The organism is Thalassoglobus sp. JC818, from assembly GCF_040717535.1.
GTDB lineage: Bacteria > Planctomycetota > Planctomycetia > Planctomycetales > Planctomycetaceae > Thalassoglobus.
Window position 1 is genome coordinate 702,713 of the sequence record NZ_JBFEFI010000002.1, and the last position, 15,659, is coordinate 718,371.

Sequence of the window (15,659 nt, forward strand, 5' to 3'; positions counted from 1 at the left end):
TCGAACATTCCCAAGTTCTCATGGATTCTGAGACACGGTGATTGCTGAACGTGTGTGGCGTGTTACTTCCCATTGATCACGGATGAGTTATTCCATGCAGTTGCTACGGATTGCCAAATGGTGTTGTGCCTTCACCTTTTGGTGGACCATTTCTTTTTCCACAGTCCTGGCTCAGCCGAACGATACTCCGGTTCCTCCGAGTGGAGTCCAGGATCCGTCCGGGATGTCGGTCTCTCGCGAGATGATCGACGCGCTCCGCAGTCGGATCGAAGGTTCTGCCGATCTGACGGAAGAGCAGAAAAAATCGGCTCTGGAGAATCTGGACAAAGCAACGCTGAGTCTGGCTGCTGCTAAAGATTTTGCAGCGAGAGAAAAGCTCGCCAAGGATTCGCTGGAGAGTATTCCTGAACGACGAGCGAATCTTCAGGCTGAGCTTGAACGCGCGCAGAAGTTGTCTCCCGAGACGCCCAGCGACACTCTGGAGCTTCCCGAGTTGGAACAGGCCCTTGCGGTCAAGAACAGCGAACTGGTTCAGGTTCAGTCACGCATCGACAAGTTAAAAGCGGCGATCGATGACCGGACTCAGCGACAGCGAACCATCAAAGATCGACTCGTCGCCATCCCGACGGAGCGAACCGAACTCCAGACCGAACTGAGCCGTTTTGCAGAGGTGGATCAGTCCAATCTCACCGAGATGTCCAAGTATCTCGCGCTCCTTGCAGCTCGGCAGAAACTGGACGCTGAACCGACTGCCCTGCAGGAAGAGTTGGCGTTAAGCAATGCAGAAGAAGCGAACAACCTGCTTCGGCTCGAACAGCAGAAAGAGTTGTTGCGCGTCGAAATTCTGAAAGCGGAAGTGACCAAGTTTTCCCAGCAGGTCAATCGAGCACGGCGTTCCAATGCGCGGAACCGGCTCAATCTCGCCAAGGAACAGGCGAACGCAGCGAAAGAAGCCGACGAACCGTGGAGTATCGCCCTGGCTGACGTCTATTTCCGTACGGCAGCGATCATTGAGACCGAACTGGAAGTTCAGACCAGCCAGCAGGAAGTTGAACGCGAATTGACCGAAGTCGATCAACAAATTTCTTCGCTGAAAGAGGAATTTGAGCAGCTTCAAAGTCGTGAAGACCGAACCGGAACAAGCCAAAGCTTTGGAATTCGACTTCGCCAGCAGCGCTCGTTGCTCCCTTCTCCGAGTGTTCTTCGTAGTGAAGCACTCCTGCGCAATGAAGACTACGAAGAAGCGTATCTCGACTTCTTCGACTACCGCGAAGAACGGAATAAGCTGGACGAAGTTGAAGACGAGATCAACGCGATTCTGGGAAAAGTGCCAGCCAACGACAATCTCGACACAGATGAGCGAGAGGCAATTGCGAAAGAGATTCGCACCGCATTTCTCGACCAACGTGATGCCCTCAACGCGGTGATTGTCGCATTCGATAAGAAAATCGACAGTCTCGAAAGCTACGATGCAGCCCAGAACTCGTTCGCGAATCTGAGTGAACAGTTTGCGGAATATATCGACGAGCGTGTCTTGTGGATTCGCAGCCACGATCCAATCACTCTCAGAGGTCTGACATCAGATGTCGCGAGTCTGCATGTGTTGGCCGATCGAGGAAACTGGTTGGCCTTCTTCGATCAGATTCGAGGTGATTTTCAGAAGAACCCCACGCTCTACTTCGTCGCACTCTTGCTGTGGGTAGTTCTACTTTTCACACGACGCCGACAAACTGAACGCATTCTGCAAACTGGAAAGAAAGCAGCGAGTCGACTCAATCTGTCGATGAAGCCGACCATTCAATCGTTGCTGATGACACTCAGTAAGTCTGCGGTAGTGGGGGCTCCGTTTCTGTTTCTGGGCTGGCGGCTTTCGAATGCTTTCGTCATCGATTCCAACCCGCAGGCGCTGCATCAATTTGCGACGCTCGGAAAAAACCTCATTATCGTTGGCAGTATCGTCACGTTTTTAGAGTTTGTTCGAAACGTCAGTCGGCCATCCGGGCTGGGCATCTCTCACTTCGGCTGGTCCAAAGATGCCTGCAAAGTCTTGAACTGGCAGACGAACGAGCTGATCTTCTTCGTCGTTCCGTTGACTGTGGTCATCGCGATCCTTGATGCCTGGAAAACCGTGGGTGATACGGAAACAATTGTTCGGTTGATCACGATCGGCGCGTATTTAATCTTGGCGGCGAAGCTGTATCGATTGACGAATCCGCACAACGGAATCGCCACGATGTGGTCGCAGCCATCTTCAGATGGATGGTTGGATCGGTTCCTGCGGATCTTTCACGTTCTCGCTATCGCGTTTCCGATCGGTATGTCGTTGTTGACTGCGATGGGGTTTTATTACGCGACGCACCGCATCACGATGGATCTTCTGGAGACGATCGCGGTCTTCTTCTTTGTCGTGTTCTCACGGGCAATCATGTTCCGGTGGTTGGCTCTCCGGCAGCGTCGTCTGGCTCTGGAAGAATCTCGGTTACGTCGAGCTGCAAAAACGAAATTGGAAGAGGCTGGAGCTTCGGTCGCTCCAGAGACGGAGGAGCAGAAATCGAATCTTGCGGAAGTCAGCTCGCAGACTCGCAGACTGTTGAACACGACGTTGACGATCATGTCGATCTTCATCATCTGGAACATTTGGAGCGATGTCTTACCAGCGCTTCAGTACTTCGATCAGTGGACTCTCCCGGGGACCGAACTCGGGCTGCCGAGTCTTGTGTCTGCGCTATTCATTGCTGCATTGGCAGCGACTGCGGCGAAGAACGTTCCCGGTTTGCTGGAGATCACTCTGCTCGAATGGTTACCGCTCGAGAAGTCGAGTCGCTATGCGATCGGGGCCATTACGCAGTACTTGATTGCCATTTTCGGGGTCCTTCTCGTCAGTGCTCAACTTGATATCGGTTGGGAAAAAGTCCAATGGCTGGCGGCAGCTTTGACGTTCGGTCTCGGCTTCGGTTTGCAGGAAATTTTTGCCAATTTCGTTTCAGGTTTGATCATTCTGTTCGAACAACCGGTTCGACTGGGTGACATCGTAACCATCGATCAAATTTCCGGATCGGTGACCAAGATTCGAATTCGTGCGACGACGATCACTGACTGGGATCGGAAGGAATACATCGTCCCGAACCGCGAGTTTATCACCGGGAAATTGTTGAACTGGACGTTGACCGACTCGACTAATCGAATCGTGATTGAAGTCGGGGTTGCGTACGGCTCCGATCCCGAACTCGTCCAACGGATTATTCTGAAGTGTGCCGAGAACCATCCGCGACTTCTTCGAGAACCGCCGCCCGTGTGCGTGATGGACCGCTTCGCTGACAGTTCGTTGAACTTCACGTTGAGAGGTTTTCTGCCGAATCTTGAGTTTCGTCTGCTGACGATTCATGAGTTGCATGTAGCAATCAATAATGAGTTCGCCAAGGAAGGAATCGAGATTCCGTTCCCACAACGCGATCTGCACGTTCGGTCTACGGTCAATCTTCCGATCGAAAATCGATTGCCTCAGGCGATTGAAGTTCCAGCATCAGTTCCAAGATCGGGTGTCGAGGTGGTGGACGATCCGGAATCGAACGGGGAAGCATCATGAAAAATGCACTGATTGCGAATTCTCGTGGGGAGGATGCGATGGCCTTGGCCACGAGGCGATGGGCTGTGGTGTGCTTGCTGATCGCTCTTATCACAACAAGTCGCGGTCAAGCTTGGGGAGAAGAACGTACGTCAAAGCAGCGAGCTTTGTTCGAAACATTTCTCTCCGAGTTCGTCTCTGTTCGTCCCGGTGAGGAAGGATTCCCCGACTCATTGAAAGTGGAGAGTCTTGCTCAAGATGATTCGAAAGATCCTCAGACAATTGTGATCCCGTTTACGAATCCGTTTCAGATTTCCAAATATGAGGTTTACCAGGATCTCTACGAAGCTGTGATGGGAGAGAATCCAAGTCGCTGGAAGGGACCAAGAAACTCTGCGGAACGAATATCACACGAGGATGCTGTCGAGTTCTGCACGCGATTGACGAGTATTCTCCGCGAGGAAAATCTGATCGGGGAGACACAGGTCGTCCGCCTGCCGACTGAAACGGAATGGCTCTATTGTGCCAAGGGAGGCACAAATACGGCTTACAGCTTTGGTGACAATCCGCGATTGGATGGGGATCAGGGAACCCAAGCGAGCAGGCTCGATGACTATGCGTGGCACACCGGAAACGCGGCGGGAAATGACCCTGCTGTGGGTGTGCTGAAACCGAATCTTTTCGGGCTTTATGACATCCATGGATATCTGTGGGAATATTGTCTCGACGATTGGACGCCCGACTTTCCCGGAGGTCGAACGACCCAGGATGGCCTCTTTCGTTCCAGCACTTCGACGGAAGTCACGATTCGGGGTGGCTCCTGGAAAGATCCCTATTCGCTGCTGAGGCTGAAGACGAGGAAGCCGTTTCCTAAAGCTGGGGGCGATGATGCTGTCGGATTCCGCTGCGTTCTGGTCGAGGCACGTGCGAGATGAATTGGAGTCCGGACGAGGAAGACTTCGAAGGCTCTTACTCAGATGAATTCTCAGAGGGAGAATGGGCTGAGGATTCTGCTGATGATGAACTGACAGTTCCATGCACCGGATGCGGCAGTCCGATCTACATCGATGCAGATGTTTGTCCGGTGTGCGGGGAATTCCAAATCGACACAGCGCCTCGACTCGCTCGAAAACCTGCTTGGTATATCGTTCTGGGAATTGCGGGAGTGATCGCGACGATTTCCGCGATGCTGTTTATGTTTTGACAGTTTACGTTCTGAAGATGTTTAGCACGTAGACGTCTCGCTGTTTCAGATTTCGATGCGTGCCCAATAGAGACGATTCGTGTCGCCGTGTGCGCGGAAGCCTTCCAGCATGGTGCGGATTGATGGTTTCACGAAGTCGCGATAAGCAGGGCGAGAGCGGGAGTTGAGCCGGATTTCGCAGCGCTGACTGAAATCGAAAACGTCAGGAGACAGCCAGACTGTCGCTCCATGTGCTGGAACGTTGACGTAAATCGTGCCGCCGGGTGAAACGCGACCGGAAAAAACTTTTGGACGCGGACTGGACCAGATATCTTCCGGAAAGAGTTCGTCTTTCATTCCGCGTGCTTCGACCCAATAGAATTGATTCTCGGAACTTCTCAGGCTGGAAGCTTCCCACTCTGATAATTCGCTCAGTGCTGGTCTTCGCGTGAATTGCATCCACTCGAAGATACGCTCCTGCTCTTCACCGTACGACTCGTAACCGCGAGCTTTGTAGTCACAGTAGGTGACGTCATGCCCGCGCGACATCATGCTGTTCAACGGAATCGCGTTCGCGTCGAGTGTGTTTCGATCACGTTCTCCACTCACGATGTACCAGCTGGTGTGAGGAGCGTTTTCGTCGTAGTAGTTGCAGATTCGACTGCACTGACCGGTGATCGGCACGATGCCTGCGAACCAGTCGGGCTGAGACATTCCGAGATCGAAGCAAAGATCTCCTCCCATGCCATGACCGGCCAGGAAAATTCTGTCGGAGTCGATGCGGCAGCGCTTTCGGATGTCATTGATCGCGTTCAGCACCGTTTGGTGTGACCGAGTATTTCCATCGTATACGGTTTCCGATTCTTCAGCATATTCTGGGGCGATGACGATATATCCGCGTCGTTGAGCCCATCCGGTGTTCTGACCATCGCCTGCCCACCAGTGGATTTCGTCTTCACACGTTCTCCCCGCACTCCGCAGAACCACGAGCAGCGGGTAACGGCTGTTTCGCGAATACTCCGGAGGGAGGATGACGGAGTAAGTTTCGGGCTCTGTCGATTCAGGATTGTTGATGACCTGCTGTGTGACTACGCCGGGCTGAACAACTGGCGGTTCAAGCGGAGGAGGGAGCAGCGAAAGCATCGTCGTCAGTCGATCGATGCCGACATACTCAAGTGACTGAAGCTGTTCGACGAGATGATCATCCTGAACGGGATCGTTTGTGTTTCTGAGGATTTCCAGCACTATGAATCGAGCTTTCCACAGCGAGATTGCTTCTTCAAGATCGACGACCGCATTGGACTCTCCGATCACCCATCCGGAATAAGCCAGGGCCAGTTTCTGATCGGGGGTGAGCGTTTCGTCTTGAGTCGCTCGAAGGAAGGGAGTGAGCCGATCGATGGTGTCGTAGTGCAGTTCATCGATGAGTTGTGACTTCAGCGGACGAAGGGCGGCGGCCTGTTCGTCTTCAATCTCAGCTTGCAGCATGTCCAGCATGATCACGACTTGATCTCGATCGCGAATCGCCAGTTCATACTCCCGGACCACATCCTGAGACTTTCGGTACACGCTGGCGCTCACGCGGTCTTGCGAAACCGTTTGGGCAATCGAATAAGCAAGTCGATGCTGGCCGGCTTCCCGGCGACGATCGAGCTCGTTGATCGCTGCTTGAGCGAGGGATTCTTCGAGATAGGTTTGAGTCGTCTCAGCCCAGTCCTGCTCGTCGGGAAAATCGGCTGCGATGTCGGAGAGTGCCTGTTTCGCTTGTCCGAACATTCGTCCTTGGGCGTAGAAAGTGACGATCGCTTTCCGATCACGGACGTCGGTCGGATCGGAAACCTGTTCGATCAAGGATTGGACGACCTCCGACGGAATTGTTTTCGTGTCGAGGCAGTACTCCCATTGGTGCGTCAGTCCCTCAACTTTGACGTAATCAGGTCGCAGCTGTGTGATGCCCTGAACGATCGGTACGCTTCGATCCGACGATTGCAGAATGACCGTCCGCCAACCGGATCGATCGAATGGTTCGATGCTTGTGAATCCGCCGACCAGCGATGGACCGGTTCTGCGAGAGGAACGCTTTTGCGGAATGTCGAAAGTGACCAGCCGGGCGAGATCATCATCTTCGAGGACGTCGCCTTCGATATTCTTCCGATGAACGAAGAAGCGGCGGACTCCGTCATCGACCATCCAGTATGCGTCGATGCGTCCGACGATGGTCGTATTTCTTGCGATGGTGGCAGTGTTCAGCCCGGGGACCTGAACGGCAGTTCCGCTCAGTCGAATTCCATTTTTGAGTGTGACTTCATCTGCATTGATGGAGCTGCCGAAAAGTCCGATCAAGCACGCGATGACTGGCAGGCATGTTCGGACTTGAATGCTGAACATTGTGGCTGGACCTCACGAGTGGAAAGTGTCACGTCTCTTAAGCAGAACCCTGTCCGAATTCTCGTCCCTGTGCTGGCGAGCGAATGACTCAAAGTCGGTTTCTCGCGGGATTACGGACAGGCAGTTGCAAGTTGCTCTCTCGCGCTTATCGACTCCATCTTTCCGCCACATCGTCATTAATTCCAGTACTTTTGTTCCATTTGAATGGAACGGCTGCAATGTTCGGAATGTTCAACTGAGGCAAAGTGAAACGGTTCCAACGATCGCACAAACCGGAGGAAATTGTCTTGCTGATGGAGCGGAGTTGGACTCGGGTTAGACAATTTGCATTCTTTTCGGGAGGTTTTAAGTGGTTTTGCAGTAGCTGTTTACGACGCAATCGTGTGCAGCCTCGACGGAAAAGTGGGAGATTGTTTCAATAATCATCGATGTGAATTCATCTTACTGGGTGATGAAGGTCTTTGTTCGTGCATTCCAATGAGTCAAAACAACTTGATTCGGCGTTGTTGACGTCTTGGTACACGGAGTTTTCGCCCCGGATTCGCGTGTTTCTGGTGGGGTTGCTTCGTGACTCTGCGGTTGCAGAGGAAGCACTTCAGATGACATTTGAGAAAGCCTTGACCGAAGGGGGAGTCGTCCAAGCGGGGGCGGAGAAAGCGTGGTTGTTCCAAGTCGCTTTTAACGAAGCGATGCAACTCCGTCGACGGCGGGAGACCCAGAAGCGAGCCTATTCCGCGGTCGGTAAGACGCTGTCAGCGCGGGACGAGGGTCAACCCTTCGATCAAATTCTCACCGATGAGCGAGTCAGTAGTGTGAAGGCAGCGATTGAGACTCTGCCAGAGAAATATCAGAACATTGTGGAACGCCGAATTTATCGAGAGCAGACCTTTCAGCAGATCGCGGATGAGTGCGAATTGCCGCTGGGAACAGTCCTCTCTCAAATGCAGACAGCCCTAAAACTGCTGCACGAACGATTGAAAGAATACGAGAGTCTCGACGCATCGAGACATAGTTGATTGGATAACGAACGAACTCGCATGAACCCTTTTCTTGAACAAGATGACTTTCTGCTCGATGCTCATCGCTATCTGTGCGATGACATGTCGGAAGCAGAGCGACGATCATTCGAAGCGTTGTTGACGACGAACCATTCAGCACAGGAAGCGTTCGTCGATCAGGTTCTCCTCGAAGCAGCATGTCACCGTATCTCTGCTGAAAGCTCGCGAGTTCAAGCGCTGAACCATCGGTCGCGTGCAACACAAACAGTTCAAGAGGCCAGTGTTCGACCGGCAGCCGTTTCACGGTCATCCGTCTCATTGAGATCTGTCACGACACCCGGGACGAAGGATCGGTCCTCGCGTTGGGAACTCAGCCGTACGCTCGCCGTTGTTGTGACCAGCTGTGTGATGGGAGTTCTGATTTGGGGAGCGGGGTCAGCGTTCCAGGGGCAAGATTCAGAGCGCTCGCTTCGCGACCAACTGGTAACCAGTGACGACGTGAACGCCATCGACGTCTGGGCCCAATTGAGCGCGGAAGAGCAAGTCGAATTCATTGACGACGTTGATGCTGAGGCGGAAGCCGAATTGTTGTCGTCTCCATTATTTGTGTCGGCGGAACTTGATGTTCCCGATTGGATGTTCGCAGCGGTTGAAGCATCGTCTCTGATCGACGACATGAAACTCGATGAGCCTTCATCTGAGGGAGGGCCATTGTGATGACGTTCTGCGTCAAAATTGCCTGGCAGATTTCCTTCGCTGCGGTGCTTTCGCTTGTCCTCTTGTTGAATACATCGCTTCAAGCTCAGGACAAGAAGGAAAGTCTCACGAAACAGCAGGAAACGGTTGCTCTTGAGTTCGCGAAGGAGCATCACCGCGAGCTCCACAAACTGATTTCACAGCTGAAGGAGATGGATCCTCAACGTTATGAGTCAGCGATTGCCGAGTTGTTTGAAAGCAGCGAGCGGCTCAATCGTTTCAAAGAGCGAATGCCTGATCGTTACGAGACCGAGATTGAGCTGTGGAAAATCGATTCCCGCGTTCGACTTCTCGTGGCACGCTCGATGTCCGGAATGGATGAAGAAGCTCGCGAGCAGATTCGTAAACTTCTGGTGAAACGAAACCGGGTCCGAGCGACACAACTTGCTCACGAGCAGAAAAAGCTCGAGGAACGAATCGACCGTATGGAACAACAGATTGCCGACTTGCAAAACAACACCGATCAGCTTGCCGAGAACGAACTGAATCGGCTCCTGCGATCGGCGAGAAATCGAGCGGTCACGAAGCAGCGAAGTGAAGAATCCCAAGCGAAGAGAAACGTGAAGGAGCAACGCAGTTCCCCACAGCGAGATTCAGATTCTTCCAAGTCCGAGAGAGCCGCAACTCAATCTCCGAGCAAAGCTTCGGATAAGAAACAGTAGAACAGATCAAGACAAAGACACGCCGACGGAATTTGATTGATCAGTCAATTCATCCGGATTGCTGATCGCTTGAGATAACAGAGGACCCTCTATGAAGCGCCCTACCCTAAGACCGAAGTTCAGATTCTTTTCGATTCTGGCATTAGCCGGAGCCATGCTCTTCGGAGCAACTCAGGAGTCGAACGCTGACGATGTGATCGCAAGTCTGCGAGATCGTTTTCAGTCGCCAGATGTTTCTGAGATTCCGGACTTTCAGAAGCACGTTGTTCCACTCATGGGACGTCTGGGCTGTAACGGTCGTGCGTGTCACGGCTCGTTCCAGGGGCAGGGGGGATTTCGCCTCTCGCTGTTCGGGTACGACTTCGAAATGGATCACGAAGGGCTGTCTGATCGGATTGATACAGACGAACCGCTGGACAGCTACGCGCTTCAGAAGCCGACTCTTATTGAGCCACACGAAGGTGGCAAGAGAATGGATGTCGGGGAGTGGGAACATACTGTTTTCCTGAAGTGGATCGAAGGCGGAGCAAAAGGGGTCAAGACTCCGCTGAAGTTGAACGCTCTGGTTGTATCACCCAAAGAGATTCAGTTTTCGAATAAGAATCAAAATCAACCACTGTCGGTGACTGCGGTTTGGGCTGACGGAACCGAAGAAGACGTGACTTGCTTGTGTCGATATACGACAAACGACGAAACGATCTGTCAGGTTGATGAAGATGGCGTCGTCAGTTCTGGAGAGGTGGGCGACTCGCATATTGTCGTCGCCTATGACGGGGCAGTTGTTCCGATTCCAGTTCTCCGCCCGGTTTCCGATCAGACAGGCAGCAACTTCCCTGAACTCGCAGCGACGACGGCCATTGATGAGCACGTCGTGAACAAGCTGAGCAAGATGGGAATCATTCCTTCCGATGTCTGTACCGACGCCGAATTCCTTCGTCGAGTCAGCCTCGACATGACCGGAACTCTTCCGACTGCGAAAGAAGTTCGAGAGTTCCTCGCGGATTCGTCCGCTGACAAACGCGAGCGAAAAATCGATGAGTTGCTCGACTCACCAGCCTACTCAGCCTGGTGGACAACACAGCTTTGCGACTGGACGGGCTGCAACGATCAGGCGCTCAATAATGTCAATCCTTCTAACCGTCAGCGAGGCAGTGAAGACTGGTACGACTGGATCTACAAACGGATTGAAAACAACGTTCCTTACGATCAGATCGTTGAGAACATCGTGATCGCCAATAGTCGGGAACCCGGCGAGAATTATCGCGAATACAGCGAGAGAATGAGTAGCTACGCCCGCGATGAAGACGCTTCGTATGCTGATCAGGACGGACTGATTTACTTCTGGGGACGTAACAACTTTCGGGCGACTGAAGACCGCGCGATTGGTTTCGCTTACACCTTCATGGGCACGCGAATTCAGTGTGCTCAGTGCCACAAGCATCCGTTCGATGTGTGGACTCAGAAAGATTTTCAGGAGTTTGAACAGTTCTTCACTCGCGTGAACTTTGCTCGAAACGGAGCGGACCGCAAAGAGTACAACGAGATCGTCGAGGAACTTGGTCTCAAAGACCTCAACGGAAACGAACAACGACGGGCAATGGAAAAAGCCTTGAAAGATGGCAAGACCATTCCGTTTCCGGAGCTGACGATCTCAACGCCGCGCTTGACCGGTGCTCAAAAGAAGAAAATCGCGGAAGCAAAAGCGAAGGGTAAGAAAGCACAAGCTACAGGCAAAATGGCCCGACTGCTTGGGGAACAGACTGTGGATGTCGACAACATCGACGATCCGCGGACTGCCTTGATGGACTGGCTTCGACAGAGTCCAACTCAACTCTTCGCAAAGGCATTCGTGAATCGTGTCTGGGCGAATTACTTCAACCGGGGAATTGTCGAGCCGACAGATGATTTGTCGCTGGGGAATCCTCCCAGCAACGGTCCATTGCTGGACTATCTCGCACAGGGATTCATCGACAGTGGATATGACATGAAGTGGGTCCATCGGGAGATTTGCCTCTCCGACACCTACCAACGCTCATGGAAACCGACCGAGACAAACATTCATGATGAGCGAAACTTCAGTCGGGCAGTCCCTCGACGACTCCCCGCCGAAGTCGCTTACGATGCAATTACCATGGCGACGTTGAACGACGATCGTGCTGAACTCTTCACGAACGATCTCGACGGCCGAGCACTGACTCAAACATCTCCACCTCGTAATGCCCGAGGCGGCATCGATTACGCGTTGTCAGTCTTTGGACGTTCAACTCGAGAGAGCAATTGCGATTGCGATCGTTCTTCGGAAGCAAGTCTTCTGCAGACGCTCTTCGTTCGAAACGATGATGACACGCTGAACATGCTCGATGATCGAAACGGATGGCTGGCCAGCTTGAGCCGTCAGTCGCAGGAAAAAGCGGCAGACGCGGGTGTCAAGCGGAAAGTCGAAAACCTCGAACGTCGCATGGCTCAGTTGCAGCGCCAATTGAAGAAGGCCGAGAAAGCTGGCAGTAAAGGTCAGGTCACAAAACTTGAGAAACAACTGGCAGCCACTGAACTTCAGCTTCTTCCGCTCACCGCAGAACCAACTGCGAATGAAGGTAAGAAATCACAACAAGACCTCAACGCACTGATCGAGGAAGCTTACCTGCGGACTGTCAGTCGATTCCCAAGCGAGTCTGAGCAGACCATTGCCATGGCTCACTTGAAAGACTCGGAAGACCTCAACGCAGGGATCAAAGACCTGATGTGGGCACTCCTCAACACGAAAGAGTTTCTCGTTAACCACTAGTCATCTTTTCCAAGCATGGCTTCGAAAGACGGGGCCATGCTTGGTGAGTCTGCGTTAACTGATTTCATAAAGATTTACTGACCGCGAACATCATTCACCAGTTGATTTCAACTTTTCAACAGGAACAGAAACTATGGCGATTCATAAGACATGCGACGGGATGCAGCGACGCGATTTTCTACGAGTAGGGGCAGTGGGTGCTTCTTCTCTGTCGCTGGGGTCGTTCTTGAAGATGAGCGAAGCCGGACAGGTCAACCAGGCTGCGAAAGCCAAGTCGGCGATTTTCATCAATCTTCCCGGTGGTCCTTCGCACATGGACACCTTCGATCTGAAACCTGATGCCCCCGATGAATATCGAGGGGAATTCCAACCGATTCAGACGAAGATTCCGGGAATCGAAATTTCGGAGCACCTCCCGAAGCTTGCGTCTTCGATGGACAAGTTCGTGATTCTTCGAGGCGTCAGCCACACACTCGCTGCACACCGACTGGGATCAGAGTACGTCAACTCAGGAAATCGTCCGTTGCCCTCATTGGAGTTTCCGGGTTACGGAGCAATTGTGACCCGCGAACTCGGCGGACCAGCAGACTTGCCTCCGTTTGTTTCCATCCCGCGTTCGACTCAGACACCGGGGTATCTCGGCGTGAAGTACGCTCCACTTCATACCAACTCCACTCCGCAAGCAGGACGTCCATATTCTGTGCGTGGAATTTCACTCGGAAGCGGATTGACGATTTCGGATGTTGAGAAGCGACAGAGCTTGCTCAACAGTCTCGACACCACGTTCGCTGGCTTCGAGAAAGACAATCAACTGCTCGATGGACTCGATCGATTTTCACAGCAGGCCTACTCGATGATTACTTCGAAGCGTGCCAGAGACGCCTTCGATGTGAGTCTTGAGAATCCGCAGTTCGCGAGCCAGTATGGCGAAGGCGCGTTCGGTCAGAGCTGTCTACTGGCGACTCGACTTGTCGAAGCCGGCGTGCGGTTCGTCACGGTTTCAACCGGTGGCTGGGACACACATCGCGACAACTGGGACAAACTGAAGACCAATCTCCTTCCAAGTTTGGACGAAGGACTCTCTGGCCTCTTGAATGGCCTGGAGCAAAAAGGTCTTCTGGAATCGACTGCTGTTTATGTGACTGGTGAATTCGGACGTACTCCGAAGATTAATCAGGAACGCGGCGGACGTGACCACTATCCTCGCTGCATGTTCATGCTGATGGCCGGTGGCGGAATTTCTGGCGGCCGAGTGCTTGGACAGTCCGACGACAAAGCGACGGAGCCTCTCAACGATGGCTTCACGCCCGATGATGTCGCCGCATCGTTCTATCACAACATCGGAATCGACCACACGAAGGAATATCACACCAACACAGGTCGTCCAGTGATGATTGTCCGCGAAGGCAACGTCATCGAAGAGTTGTTCGTCTAGGACTTTCTGATTCCATCGAACACTGTTTAGCCTGCATTTCAATTGAAATTCTCATCGCGACCCTGCCAGAAGACTTTTGGCGGGGTCGCGTTGTTTTGCCGATTGACTCGTGAACAAACGGTCGTGCAGTTCCAATTTTCCGGATCTCGCGAATTGCCGATTTGCCGACCGAGAACTGAATGAAGCGAGCGACTGGGCTCGTTGAACGACGGGGGACTTGGCAACCGGTCGAAAACTCCTACGATGTTCTGAGAGAACAGGTTGAATTGTTTTATTTCCCGCTGGCTGCCAGCCATCTTCTGAAAGTCGTCGAACATGCTTGAGATTCCCGTAATTCGCTGGGGAAAACCGTACACCTCAATGGACAAAGCTCCTGTCGTCCACTTTGAAACGGGCGAAGAACTGGCGCAAATGGATCAAGCCAACGGCGGTTTGATCAAGATGGACATGCGAAAAGCTGCGAATGCGAGAAATCGCCTTCGAGAATTCTCCATCGAACAGCTTTGCGAGATGTGTGCGAAAGCTGGCGAGTTGTTCATGTCGGCCGAACTCCCGCTCGGAAACGGAGTTCAGTCGCCTGCCGATTTCTGTCGGATTCAATCAGCGACGACCGGACTTCCCGAACACATGTGTGCATTCAACATGAAGAAGAATGCATTCGTGATGCAGCACATGAAAGAAGTTCTGGAAGCTCTGACTCGTGGTCTGCCTTTCGAAATTCTCTCTCGCGGTTACGGGATGGGAGATCGAGGTGTCATGGTCAGCTATCAGGCAACAGCTCCTGTGCTGGGTGCCGTTCTTCCGAACAACTCACCGGGAGTGCATACGCTTTGGCTGCCGCTGATTCCGTTGCAGCTGGGATTGGTGCTCAAGCCGGGATCTCAGGAGCCGTGGACCCCATACCGAATGTTCGCAGCGATGGTCGAAGCTGGGATTCCGGCGGAAGTCTTCTGCCTGTACCCCGGACCTCGCGAATGCGGGGCGGCTCTGATGGAAACTTGTGAGCGGTCGATGATTTTCGGAGGCCAGCAGACCATCGATCAATACGCGGCGAACCCACGTGTCCAGGCACATGGTCCAGGGTTTTCTAAAGTCTTGATTGGCGACGACATGGTGGATCGTTGGGAAGACCACTTGGATCTCCTCGTCGATAGCATTTTCGCGAACTCCGGACGAAGTTGTATTAATGCCTCAGGCATCTGGGCTTCTCGCCACACTGAAGAAATTGCTCAGGCGATTGCCGAGAAGCTTGGCCCTGTCGCGCCGCTTCCGATGACCGATCCGAACGCTTCGCTCGCCGCCTTCACAACGAAAGGTGTGGCTGAAGCGATGAATGATCAGATCGAGGAGAAACTCGGCGAGCACGGTGTTACGGAAGTGACTGCCAAATATCGGGATGGAGATCGTTGGGTCTCCGAAGAGCGATTCGACTTTCTTCGACCGACGATTGTCCACTGCAGCAGCCCGGAGCCTTTCCTGGCGAACAGTGAGTACATGTTCCCGTTCGCTTCGGTCGTTGAATGCCCGCAAGACAAAATGATTCGCACAATCGGATCCACTCTGGTTTGCAGCGTGCTCACCGAGGACGAAAACTGGTCGCGGCAACTGCTGGATGCAACCAACATCGATCGCCTGAACATCGGCCCGGTGAAAACGATGCAGCTCAATTGGCTCCAGCCGCACGAAGGGAACATCATCGATTTCATGTTCCGAAACCGAGCCTTCCAAAATTCTCCACCTCCCGCTCACTAAAGCAACTTGCACTCGCTTGGGCTGTTTCAACGAGTACAAGGCTCAGTTTGCTCGTGCGAGTGAGTGCCGAGCAAATCAAAAATGATCCAAGTGAGTGAATGTGGAGTGTGAGAGTCCTGCACCGGTAAGTCTGTG

At 52.9% G+C, this 15,659-nt stretch carries 11 protein-coding genes; 10 read left to right on the top strand and 1 reads right to left on the bottom strand.

Annotated features, from left to right (window positions below):
• The first annotated feature begins 94 nt into the window (after nt 1-94).
• From AB1L42_RS07180 to AB1L42_RS07190, 3 genes are read left to right on the top strand one after another with little or no spacing between them, the layout of a single operon-like run.
• Nucleotides 95-3,586, top strand: coding sequence for a mechanosensitive ion channel domain-containing protein (locus AB1L42_RS07180; RefSeq protein ID WP_367052909.1), 3,492 nt, complete (start codon nt 95-97; stop codon nt 3,584-3,586).
• On the top strand, nt 3,583-4,500 hold the full coding sequence (locus AB1L42_RS07185) for a formylglycine-generating enzyme family protein (protein ID WP_367052911.1): 918 nt from the start codon (nt 3,583-3,585) through the stop codon (nt 4,498-4,500). The genes AB1L42_RS07180 and AB1L42_RS07185 overlap by 4 nt, the downstream gene beginning before the upstream one ends.
• Nucleotides 4,497-4,769, top strand: a complete 273-nt coding sequence (locus tag AB1L42_RS07190; RefSeq protein WP_367052913.1) for a hypothetical protein — start codon at nt 4,497-4,499, stop codon at nt 4,767-4,769. The genes AB1L42_RS07185 and AB1L42_RS07190 overlap by 4 nt, the downstream gene beginning before the upstream one ends.
• Before the next feature lie 45 nt (nt 4,770-4,814).
• On the opposite strand, the gene AB1L42_RS07195 is transcribed toward AB1L42_RS07190, so the two are convergent.
• Nucleotides 4,815-7,136: a hypothetical protein gene (locus tag AB1L42_RS07195; protein WP_367052915.1), complete on the bottom strand. Its 2,322-nt coding sequence runs from the start codon at nt 7,134-7,136 to the stop codon at nt 4,815-4,817.
• A gap of 467 nt (nt 7,137-7,603) precedes the next feature.
• Here AB1L42_RS07195 and AB1L42_RS07200 point away from each other — a divergent pair, with 467 nt between their 5' ends.
• From AB1L42_RS07200 to AB1L42_RS07230, 7 genes are all read left to right on the top strand, one after another.
• Nucleotides 7,604-8,152: an RNA polymerase sigma factor gene (locus AB1L42_RS07200; RefSeq protein ID WP_367052917.1), complete on the top strand. Its 549-nt coding sequence runs from the start codon at nt 7,604-7,606 to the stop codon at nt 8,150-8,152.
• 21 nt (nt 8,153-8,173) lie between these two features.
• Nucleotides 8,174-8,851 (top strand): hypothetical protein, encoded by a 678-nt coding sequence (locus AB1L42_RS07205; RefSeq protein WP_367052919.1) that lies wholly within the window; start codon nt 8,174-8,176, stop codon nt 8,849-8,851.
• Nucleotides 8,848-9,552 (top strand): hypothetical protein, encoded by a 705-nt coding sequence (locus tag AB1L42_RS07210; protein ID WP_367052921.1) that lies wholly within the window; start codon nt 8,848-8,850, stop codon nt 9,550-9,552. Before AB1L42_RS07205 ends, AB1L42_RS07210 begins: the two co-directional genes overlap by 4 nt.
• 91 nt (nt 9,553-9,643) lie before the next feature.
• Nucleotides 9,644-12,337, top strand: a complete 2,694-nt coding sequence (locus AB1L42_RS07215; RefSeq protein WP_367052923.1) for a DUF1549 domain-containing protein — start codon at nt 9,644-9,646, stop codon at nt 12,335-12,337.
• Nucleotides 12,338-12,470: 133 nt separating this feature from the next.
• Nucleotides 12,471-13,772, top strand: coding sequence for a DUF1501 domain-containing protein (locus tag AB1L42_RS07220; protein ID WP_367052925.1), 1,302 nt, complete (start codon nt 12,471-12,473; stop codon nt 13,770-13,772).
• Between the two features lie 179 nt (nt 13,773-13,951).
• A complete protein-coding gene (locus AB1L42_RS07225) occupies nt 13,952-14,095 on the top strand; it encodes a hypothetical protein (protein WP_367052927.1) in 144 nt (47 codons plus the stop codon).
• A complete protein-coding gene (locus AB1L42_RS07230) occupies nt 14,088-15,524 on the top strand; it encodes an aldehyde dehydrogenase family protein (RefSeq protein ID WP_367052929.1) in 1,437 nt (478 codons plus the stop codon). Before AB1L42_RS07225 ends, AB1L42_RS07230 begins: the two co-directional genes overlap by 8 nt.
• The last annotated feature ends 135 nt before the right edge of the window (nt 15,525-15,659 follow it).